We start from the raw sequence: 9946 nt of genomic DNA, 5'->3' as shown, positions 1-9946 counted from the left end.
GTACAGTTAAAAATCAAGATATTTTCCAAAATGAGATAAGTAAGTTAAAGATGAAGGAAGTTTTAACTGAGTTAATTACAAAATTTGAAGGTCTAAAAATGGAAAACTCAGCAGAGATTTCTGGAATATTTAAAAAGGTACAAGATATAATGGAAACTCAGATTATCATTACTGATAAGATTGACAAGAAAAAAGATAACCTTGCAATGGGAGAATTAATTTATCAAATGTCGGATAGTGGTAATCAAATGAATGAATATCAGAAAAAACTTATTCATCAAATTGAATTAAATCAAGTTAGATACTTATGTCAGCTAGAGGCAGCTGCTTTTCAATTGTGGACATTCCCATTTGGAAGTAATATAGTAAATATCTTAAATAGATGCCATGTAGGGATTACAGAAGATGAAAATGAGGTTGTAAATCAAGCTAAAGAGCAAAATAGACAGATTAAAGATTTTCTAGACCAAGATACTTATCAATGGCAAAGAACAGATAATCATATTCTAAAAGTACCATTGGTAGGAAGTTTAGGTGGAAAGAGTAAAGTAGGATTTGAAAATACATATTCTTTATATACTTGTAGTGAAGAAGAAGTGAAGAAGCTTTTGACTGGGGAGGAAATTAACTTTGAGATTCCAGTAAATCAAAACTTTGATGCTATGAAATATGTAACTATTTATGCTAATATACCTAATCTTAGACGAAATATTTTAGATGATAGTGCAAAAGTAAACGTGTATATGCGTTTATACGATAGTGGATATTTTTCACTGTATGATGATAGAAAAGACGTCTATTATCAATATGTATTTCCACAAAACTATATTGATATCACACATGGTCTTGATGTTAAGTACAATGATTCAGACTCAATAAACTCAATATGGTCTTCAGTAGAAGATAAAGGAATAGAAAAGTTCAAGAATGCAGGATTAAATTCTGGGAGAAGCCCATACTCTATGGCTAAGGTTTCTTTGAAGTCTCATTTTAATAAAAAACTTTCTTATGATTTATTGACGAATGAACAGAAGAAGAAACTAGAATCGTATTTTAATACATCTAGTAAATACGCATGGAGTGAGAGTATAGATATATTGAAGAGTCTTGGATATATTGATTTGAAAGGTGTTTTAGCAAGAAATTGGTCTGAAATCAAGAAAGATATAGATAATGATGGAGAGATTATGAAGCATTTTTCAATATTACAGGCTGATTTATTGGAAAGAATTATTTATGAGCAGACTAGTATATTAAAAGCAAATATACCTGACTTGACGATTGAATTTGTAGGGTGTGGTATTTATGTAGAGTCTGAATTTAATTATCTAAAGCAAAATGAGTTAAGATGTTATGAGCAGAGATTAGTTAAAAATACAGTTGAGGAATAGTCTTTAAATAGGTATGAAAAATTTGAAGAAGTAAAATAAGTCTAAGGAAGTCAAAGTAAGTTAAAGAAATTAAGAGAAGTAAAATAAGTCTAAAGAAGTAAAATAAGTCTAAAAAATGTGAAACAACCTTGAAGAAATTTATAAAAGCACTTTTAAATATTTTGTTTAAAAGTGCTTTTTTTAATATAGTAACTCTTATGTAGATGATACAATTTTTCTATATTTATTTTCTATTTTAGAAAATTCTTGATATTCATTTCAAAAACTTAAAACTCAATAATAATGATTATTGATAGATTTGCAAAATTATATTACATTTATTACTAATTATGAAATTAAATATACCATGAACGAGTGGTGCTTTCAATAGAAAATGATACTTTATATCAATCTACTAAATTATTAAATTTATATCCAATTCATAATTTCATAGATATTTGATATATTCCATTCATTAATATTATTCTTAGAATATTTTATAACACATTCATTAAAGGTAAACTTTTCGGTAATGTTAAACATCACCTCTAAATTAATTTACTATTTTTGATTCTATTGTAGATATATGCGATATCTATAAACAACATACACGACAAGATGCATTTACTTGATTACCCCTTGTTTAAGTGCATCTTCTATTGCTTTTTTTATAACTTTGCTTGAGTTTGTAGCGCCTGATATAGCATCTACATCTATTTTTTGCTCATTGAGTACTTCATCAAGGACTTTCTCAGCTTTTTGACCTCTTTCATTTTTATGTTCCAATATATTGATGTTTGTAATTTTACCACTGTTTACAACAACTTCTATCTTAGCAGAGATAAGATTTACATTGCAATTCCCAATATAAGTTCCATCTTTAACATCAGAAAGCTTTATATTTTCAAAGGTCATATTCTTTACTGTCTGTTGATAGTCATGTACTCGTTTCATATAGATTCCAAAACATATAAAACCTATCAATAAAACAACAACAATAGTACGATAAATGATTTTTTTACTTTTAATTTTCATTTTAATACCTCTCAATTTTTTAGTTAAAATATTTGTATTTCTTTATTTTTAATATATATAACCACTTATTTGATGATGGAATTATTTTGAGATAGAGCGATAGAGTGTGTCAAATCCATATTTCAGAAATTCTTCTTTAGAGAGTTTGAGTTCTTGTTTTATATAAGCTTCTTTATTAGTTGCTGTCTGTATCAAACCAGATAACATTCCCCAAAATGAAAAAATAGTAGGCATAATTTTAATATCGTCTCTAAGCTCGCCTGATAGGATACCATAGCTTACAAATTGCTTTATTTTCTCGTTGATTTCCTCACCAACACGGAAAGTTTCTTTTTCTTCAGGTAAATAGTCTGTACTTTCAAAGTCAATGTTTATTTCATCAAGAGCTATTTTGAAGTAAAATGGAAATTCTTCTTGATATCTTAGTAGAGAATTGCAGATAAAATCATATCTTGCTCTCGTACTTTCTTGTTCTTCTAAAGAGTGGGTAATGTATGTATGTAGTTTTTTCATGCTTTCAAGTACTAGTACACCTACAATTTCTTCTTTGTTTTTGAAATATACATATATGGTAGCTTTGCTATAGCCAGCTTCTTTTGCAATATCATCCATTGAAGTAGCCTCAATCCCTTTTTTCATAAATAAAGTTTGGGCTGATGAAGCAATGTTTTCACGATGTACACTTCTTGGTTCTTTTTTTCTTCTTCCCATGATATAATCCTTCCTTAAAATTAATTAAACTGGTAGTTCAATTATAATTAGGGTTAGTTATTTTGTCAATCAGTATTTGGGAGTTATTACATAATAAAAAGCACCAAAGAATGATGATTTATGGTTTATCATTATTGATGCCATTTATGTTAATTTATTTTATGTTTTTAGAGTTTTTTTATATCATGAAATATGGATAAAAAAATTCTGTTTTCTTCTTTTATAAATATGAAAAAAGCCGTTAACATTGTTGGACTAACGGCTCATATTAAAGTATTAAATTTAAATTTGTCTGAGTTACATTATATTTATTAGTTGTAGGTTTTTTGTTTTGTCTATGTACTCAAATACCAAGTATACCCGTACATATCAAGTACTTCAGCACCACCATCATTTTCATCTGGAGGTGGGTGAGGTAAAAATTTTTGCACAAGCGTGTATACCCATCTTTACCCATGTATTCAATTATTTGAGACAAGCTAGGTTTATTGTTTTTTTCAAGCATACATTCGTACATTAGATTTCACTCCCTAAACATGTAATTTGTAATTAGAATTAATATCCTAGTGATAATTTATAGTATAAGTTTAAGTCCTTGTTAAGTTTGTAAGTAAGCTGAGGACTATTTTTTATATACATTTTCATAAAGTATCTTATTTTTACTTTTAGTATAACAAAGTAATTATGATAACTAGTATAACAAAGTAATTATGACAACAGTTTGTCATGTTTTGTAAGTCTTGCCTGTATAATATGTATAAAATACAAAGTAGTTAATATTAATAATAATATTGATGGCTAGAAAATATTATATTTATATTTGTTGGAAAATAATGTAAAAGAATGATAAAATAGAGTTTATAATATAAAAGTAAAATTATATTATAATTATATGTATTTGTTGGATTTATGTATTTAAATACTGTAGAATTTATGTTAATTATCGCTAAAAAAGCATAATACTACGGTGTAAGGTTTTATAAACTTCTAATTGAAAGGGGAGAATTCAAATGGATAAAAGGTACTTAAAATCCAATGTGTTTGAAGCTTTTCAAGATAGACTTTCTTATATTTTCAGTGAATTTGATTATGTCTATGTGTCTTTCAGTGGAGGAAAAGATAGTGGTTTATTATTGAATTTAGTTTTGGATTATAAGAGAAAGCATAATATAAGTTCCAAAATTGGAGTATTTCATCAGGATTTTGAAGCTCAATACAGTATGACAACTGAGTATGTTGAAAAAACATTTGAAGAGAATCTTGAAGATATTGAGCCATATTGGGTGTGTTTGCCGATGGCCACAAGAACAGCTGTAGGAAATTATGAAATGTTTTGGTATCCATGGGATGATGAGAAAGAAGAGTTATGGGTAAGAAAAATGCCAGTCAAAGAATACATAATAAATCAAGAAAATAACCCATTTGTCTATTATAAATACAAGATGAGACAAGAAAGTTTGGCAAAACAATTTGGCAGGTGGATGAGGGATAAGCATAAAGGTGCAAAAGTTGCTTGTTTATTAGGAACAAGAGCGTCGGAATCATTACAACGCTACTGTGCTATTGTAAATAAACAGCATGGATATAAAGGAAAGTGCTGGATAACGAATCAATTTAAAAATGTATGGACAGCATCACCTATATATGATTGGGAAATAGAAGATGTTTGGCTAGCTAACTATAAGTTCAACTATGATTACAATAAAATTTATGATTTATTCTATAAAGCTGGTGTAGCTCCAAGAAGGATGAGAGTAGCATCTCCATTTAATGATTCAGCAAAGGATAGTCTAAATTTATATAGGGTATTAGACCCAGATGTATGGATGAAATTGGTTGCTAGAGTACAAGGAGTCAATTTCACCTCTATTTATGGAAAAACAAAAGCTATGGGGTACCGAAGTATTTCATTGCCAGATGGACATACTTGGAAAAGCTTCACCTATTTTTTACTTGACACTTTACCTGAAAATATAAGAAAAAATTATATTAAGAAATTTTCAACATCTATTGATTTTTGGCATAATAGAGGAGGAGGTTTACCAGGAAGTGTTATACATGAATTAATAATGAAAGGATATAAAATAGAATTAAATGGAGTTTCAAATTATACAAAAGACAAAAAAATTAGAGTTAAATTTTTAGGTGATATACCTGATGATACAGATGATATCAAGTTTACCAAAGATATTCCAAGTTGGAAGAGAATGTGCTATTGTATTTTAAAAAATGACCATATGTGTAAATTTATGGGATTTAGTCCTACAAAAGAACAAAAAGTTAGGACAGAATATATTAAGAAAAAATATGAAAAAATTCATGAGATAGGAGTTAAGGTGCTATGAAACAGAAAAGTCCAGTATATGGAATCATTGCAGTACCCATTGAAAAGATAGAATCTAACGACTATAATCCAAATACAGTAGCCCCACCAGAAATGCAGTTGTTATATAAAAGTATTAAAGAAGATGGGTATACAATGCCAATTGTTTGTTATTATAATCAGGAAAAAGACAAGTATGTTATTGTAGATGGTTTCCATCGTTATAGAGTAATGCTTGAAAATAAGGATATCTATGATAGAGAGAATGGACTTCTTCCTGTTTCAATAATTGATAAATCTCTTGATGAGAGAATGGCAAGTACTATTCGACATAATCGTGCAAGAGGCTCACATAATGTGGATTTAATGAGTACTATTATAACTGAACTGTGTGAAATTGGAAAATCTGATGAATGGATATCAAAGCATCTAGGTATGGAGACTGATGAAATTCTTAGATTAAAGCAAATAACTGGATTATCTTATTTGTTTAAGGATAAAGAGTTTAATAATTCATGGATTCCGTCTGATTCTGATAATATGTAAGAAAATTAAGAGTATTAAGTTTATATATAAATACAGATAGAGGGTTGTCTCAAAATGAATTTTTTGGTTCGTGAGACACTCTTTTTTTTATGAAATTAAATATATTTTCATCATTTTAATAATGAAAAAGAGGCTTATCTATATTTTGAGATAGCCTCTTTTTTATTTGTATAAATGTTAATACCATATATGAATGTAGAAGTCTTAATACTATATTTGTATAAATGCTAATACCATATATGAACGTAGAAGTCTTAATATTATATTTGTATAAATGTTAATACCATATATGAACGTAGAAGTCTTAATACTATATTTGTATAAATGTTAAATATCATATACGAATGTAGAAGTCTTAATATTATATTTGTATAAATGCTAATACCATACATGAATATAGAAGTCTTAATACTATATATGAAGATATGAATTTTAAGACTAGATAATGAAAATATAATTATTAAAATCATATATGAAGCATGCTTTTTATAATGCAACTAAATAAAATTATAAAATAAATAGACTTGTTTTATTTAAGCTAGATTTAGATTTTAGAAAATAAAAATATAAGGTTTGATAAATTTTAAAAATAATTTATTTGCTAGAAAAAATAGCATTAAAATATCTGTTTATAAGGATTTAAGTAATAAAAAGTAACATTTTGACGAGAAACAAATATTATATAGTAAATAGTAATTGTGTTATAAGAAATTGTATAAATTCTATACTGATTATTTAGAATGAATATTTATACAAAATTAGTTGAGTAGACAAATTTTAAGAATAAAAGAGGAACAAGAAAGATACTCGTTTATTTCTGTTAAAGTTCTATTAAAACCACTGATTATAATATAACACAAGTATAAAATTATTAAAAATAATACTATTTTAAAATTCGAAAAATTAAGGAGGATAATTAATGGAATATTTGAAAGAGGATAAACAAGATTATTGTTATGAATTTGCTAGACCATACATTAATCGTCAAATTTATGATGACACATACAATCCAAAAACAGCATTAAGAAGAGGTACTTTATTTCCTGAGTTGGATTTAATAGAGTCAAATAACTACAATGATTGGTTATATGAAAATCCTAAAAATAGAGTTAGAGAGAAAAAAGGGGGTAGTATGTACTAATGTCATTAAATAGAAGAGAACTTCTAGAGAGAATTTCAGAATATCAATTTGCTTGTATAGAATTAAATTTATATTTGGATAACAATCCAAGAGATGAGGAAGCTCTTGATTCATACAGTAGATACTGCGATAAATTTACACAAGCTATGTGTGATTATGAGTCTAAGTATGGGGCATTAACTAATTTTGGTTATGAATCAAGTGAATATCCTTGGTCATGGGTATCAGAGCCTTGGCCATGGGACAAGTCATTTTATAAATAAAATTATACAGTATTAAGATTAGATTTACTATTAAATATATTAAGGAGGAGTAAAATAATATGTGGATTTACCAAAAAACACTGGAACATCCAGTTAACATAAGACAAGCAGACCCTAGAATGGCAAAATATATAATGACTCAGTTGGGAGGACCTAATGGTGAGTTGGCAGCTGCAACTAGATATCTTCAACAAAGATACACTATGCCAACAGGAAAATCTCGTGCACTTTTAACTGATATAGGTACAGAAGAAATGGCTCATGTTGAGATAATTTCTTCAATGTTATATCAATTAATAAGTAGCTGTACTCCAGAGGAGCTTAAAGCTGCTGGACTTGGAACTAATTATGCTACTTTTGGACATGGTCTTCAGCCAGTTGATTCTAATGGAGTAAACTTTACTACAAGTTATATTAATGTCTTTGGCGATGCTGTAACTGATTTACATGAGGATATGGCTGCTGAACAAAAAGCATTGGCTACGTACTATCAATTAATAAATTTAACTGATGACCCAGATTTGAAGGATATCTTAAGATTTTTAGGTGAGAGGGAAGTAGTGCATTATCAAAGATTTGGTGAAGCACTAATGGATGTTTACGAGTTTACAGAATGTAAACATCAGTTCTAATAAAATAATAATAAAATAATAAAAGGAAGGTGCTTCAAAATGAGCTTTTAGTTTATGAGGCATCTTCTTTTTGTATGAAATAAAATAAATCAATCTCTTTATATATAAATTAGTCTTATAAATAATTAAATAAATATAAAAAATTTAAGAATTAAAATATGTCAACTTGACATGATAATTATGATAGAATATAATACTTACTAAAAGTAAGTATATGATTTCGAGCTAATTAAGGAGGAGAATATGGAAAAATATTTACCTGCTTGTCCAGTAGAAATAACGCTACAAATGATAGGTGACAAATGGAAGTTTTTGATATTAAGAGAATTAATAAGAGGTAAAAAACGTTTTGGAGAATTAAGTAAATCAATTGATAATATAAGTCAAAAAATGTTGTCTCAAAATCTAAAAAGTATGGAAGAAGATGGTCTAGTGCATCGTGAGGTATATGAACAATTTCCACCTAAAGTTGAATATTCTTTGACTGAATTAGGGATGACTTTACGACCTATATTAGTTTCTCTGTTTGAATGGGGCAATATGTATAAAGAGTATAGTGAAAAGGAGAGTAAAGATGAATAGAGTAGTAATCACTGGGATTGGAATAGTATCCCCTATAGGAAATAATATTGAAGAATTTTGGAGTAATGTAAAAGCAGGTAATCATGGTATACAGATGATAGATAGGTTTGATACTAAAGATTTTCCTGTAAAAGTAGCAGGGCAAGTAAAAGGTTTTAATCCTTTATTATCATTCTCTAAGAAGGAACTTAGACATAATGACTTGTATTGTCAATATGCAGTAGAAGCTACAAGACAGGCTATTTCTGACTGTGGAACTGATTTTAAAGAATTAGACCCTTATCGTATAGGAGTTATAGTTGGTAGTGGGATAGGTGGAATAAATACTTTGGAAAGTGAATATGGAAAATTTATTGAGAAGGGAAGTAGACGAGTTTCACCATTTACGATACCAATGCTAATCTCAAATATGGCTGCTGGAACGATTGCTATTAAATATGGATTTAAGGGAATCAATTATGCTTTAGTATCTGCTTGTGCGACATCTACTCATACAATAGGGGAAGCATTTGAGGCTATTAAATGTGGAAGATTAGATGTCTGTGTAGCTGGTGGTTCTGAAGCAGCTATAACTGAATTTACATTAGCTGGATTCAATAATATGAAAGCATTGAGTGATAGTGACGACCCTGACAGAGCATCAATTCCTTTTGATAAAGATAGAAATGGATTTGTCATGGGTGAGGGAGGAGCTATTTTAATATTAGAGAGTTTAGAAAATGCAAAGAAAAGAAATGCAAAGATTTATGCAGAGGTAATTGGGTATGGTGCTACAGAAGATGCATACCATATTACTAGTCCAGACCCTACAGGAGAAGCAGCTTGTCAGGCTATCTTGATTGCATGTAATGAGGGTGGAATTAATCCAAGTGAGATTGATTATATTAATGCTCATGGTACTTCTACTCCAATTAATGATAAATACGAGACGAATGCGATAAAACTGGCATTAAAAGATTCAGCTAACGATGTACTTATAAGTTCTACAAAGTCAATGACAGGGCATTTGTTGGGAGCAGCAGGGGCATTGGAAGCAATAGTTTGTGTAAAAGCTATAGATGATAATTTTGTTCCTATGACTGTAGGTTATAAGAATTTTGACCCAGATTGCGATTTGAATTATGTTGTTAATGGTGGAATTGAGAAAGAAGTGAAATACACTATTTCTAATTCATTAGGATTTGGTGGGCATAATGCTACTATTTGTATAAAGAAGTTTGAGGAATAGTAGTAAGAATAAGCAAAATTAAAATAAGACTTTCCTTTATTTTTCCAAAAATGTATTGTATTATTGATTCAGTAGTAAATGCAATGAAATCATATGTCAATAATCATTTAGTATT

9 protein-coding genes and 1 pseudogene are annotated in these 9946 nt (G+C 28.6%); 8 read left to right on the top strand and 2 right to left on the bottom strand.

Translation table 11 applies throughout. The features are described 5' to 3' along the window. Positions 1 to 1391, top strand: a pseudogene (locus Q3287_RS17075) (hypothetical protein); the annotation flags it as partial. Between the two features lie 603 nt (positions 1392 to 1994). Here the strand turns inward: Q3287_RS17075 and Q3287_RS17070 are convergent. Next, positions 1995 to 2405, bottom strand: coding sequence for an FMN-binding protein (locus Q3287_RS17070; RefSeq protein ID WP_407964495.1), 411 nt, complete (start codon positions 2403 to 2405; stop codon positions 1995 to 1997). An 81-nt stretch (positions 2406 to 2486) separates the two neighbouring features. Next, on the bottom strand, positions 2487 to 3116 hold the full coding sequence (locus Q3287_RS17065) for a TetR/AcrR family transcriptional regulator (protein WP_054269116.1): 630 nt from the start codon (positions 3114 to 3116) through the stop codon (positions 2487 to 2489). A 1010-nt stretch (positions 3117 to 4126) separates the two neighbouring features. On the opposite strand from Q3287_RS17065, the gene Q3287_RS17060 reads away from it, so the two are divergent. The 7 genes from Q3287_RS17060 to fabF all read left to right on the top strand — a co-directional run bounded on the left by Q3287_RS17060 (position 4127) and on the right by fabF (position 9831). After that, positions 4127 to 5461, top strand: coding sequence for a phosphoadenosine phosphosulfate reductase (locus tag Q3287_RS17060; RefSeq protein WP_054275855.1), 1335 nt, complete (start codon positions 4127 to 4129; stop codon positions 5459 to 5461). Continuing rightward, positions 5458 to 5985, top strand: a complete 528-nt coding sequence (locus tag Q3287_RS17055; protein ID WP_054269119.1) for a ParB/RepB/Spo0J family partition protein — start codon at positions 5458 to 5460, stop codon at positions 5983 to 5985. The genes Q3287_RS17060 and Q3287_RS17055 overlap by 4 nt, the downstream gene beginning before the upstream one ends. A gap of 919 nt (positions 5986 to 6904) precedes the next feature. Further along, a complete protein-coding gene (locus Q3287_RS17050) occupies positions 6905 to 7126 on the top strand; it encodes a spore coat associated protein CotJA (RefSeq protein WP_054269120.1) in 222 nt (73 codons plus the stop codon). Further along, positions 7126 to 7389, top strand: a complete 264-nt coding sequence (locus Q3287_RS17045) for a spore coat protein CotJB (protein ID WP_054275856.1) — start codon at positions 7126 to 7128, stop codon at positions 7387 to 7389. Before Q3287_RS17050 ends, Q3287_RS17045 begins: the two co-directional genes overlap by 1 nt. Before the next feature lie 59 nt (positions 7390 to 7448). After that, positions 7449 to 8021, top strand: coding sequence for a manganese catalase family protein (locus Q3287_RS17040; RefSeq protein ID WP_054269122.1), 573 nt, complete (start codon positions 7449 to 7451; stop codon positions 8019 to 8021). A gap of 243 nt (positions 8022 to 8264) precedes the next feature. Beyond that, complete coding sequence (locus Q3287_RS17035; protein ID WP_169466586.1) at positions 8265 to 8603, top strand: helix-turn-helix domain-containing protein; 339 nt, start codon at positions 8265 to 8267, stop codon at positions 8601 to 8603. Continuing rightward, complete coding sequence (gene fabF, locus Q3287_RS17030; protein WP_054269124.1) at positions 8596 to 9831, top strand: beta-ketoacyl-ACP synthase II; 1236 nt, start codon at positions 8596 to 8598, stop codon at positions 9829 to 9831. The genes Q3287_RS17035 and fabF overlap by 8 nt, the downstream gene beginning before the upstream one ends. Positions 9832 to 9946 lie beyond the last annotated feature (115 nt).

Source organism: Clostridioides sp. GD02404, from assembly GCF_045898275.1.
Lineage (GTDB): Bacteria > Bacillota > Clostridia > Peptostreptococcales > Peptostreptococcaceae > Clostridioides > Clostridioides difficile_A.
This window is presented reverse-complemented; position numbering and strand designations above follow the sequence as displayed.